Source organism: Cognatundibacterium luofuense (genome assembly GCF_018139685.1).
Taxonomy (GTDB): domain Bacteria; phylum Pseudomonadota; class Gammaproteobacteria; order Burkholderiales; family Burkholderiaceae_D; genus Undibacterium; species Undibacterium luofuense.
In genome coordinates, this window is sequence record NZ_JAGSPN010000050.1 from 1 (window position 1) to 738 (window position 738).

General features: G+C 56.0%; 1 protein-coding gene. It reads right to left on the bottom strand.

Annotation, left to right across the window (positions count from 1 at the left end):
* Positions 1-738, bottom strand: a 738-nt coding sequence (locus KDM89_RS19220) for a methyl-accepting chemotaxis protein (RefSeq protein ID WP_369123600.1), incomplete at both ends; no start/stop codon positions are given.

Below are 738 nucleotides of genomic sequence, written 5' to 3' on the forward strand. Positions count from 1 at the left end.
GCTGCTTCCACACTGAGCTGACGTGCGCGTTCCGCGTGGGCGGCATTGTTTTGCACGGTTTCATGCATGTGCTCGACGCTGCTGGCGGTTTCTGCCAGCGATGCAGCCTGACTTTCTGTGCGTTGTGACAAATCCAGATTGCCTTTAGCAATTTCACCTGAGGCGTCTGAGACAAATTCACTGCTGACCCGGATATCGGCAACGATGCCGCGCAACTGCTCCTGCATCTGATGCAGCGCATACAGCATGCTGTGCTGATCGCCGCGTTGCAGACTGACCTGGGTAGTCAGATCGCCTTCAGCCACCCGGCGTGCGATTTCAACGGCAGTGTCCGGCTCGCCACCGAGCGGACGGATGATGAGTTTATTCACCACATACAGCAACATCGCCGACACCACGGCTACGCTGATCAGGCCAATCAGGATGGACAGATTGCGCAGCTTTCTGACTTCAGCGAGGATTTTATCTTCCGGTACGCTGATCGCAAACGACCATGGCGTGCTGCTGGCACCGATGCGGACTGGTACGAAAATGCGCGTCATGCTGGTGTTCAGTGTTGCGTCAAACAGCGTGTCCTCCCAGGATTTTCCCGCTTGTACCGCAGCGATCAGCTCAGGCGGCGCAACTTTGCCGTCTATGGTTTTTCCCACCAGTGCAGGATTGGCATCGCCGATGTACACCGCTTTATTCGACAGCAGGCTGGCTTGTCCTGTTTCATAAGGGCGGATTTTACTGATG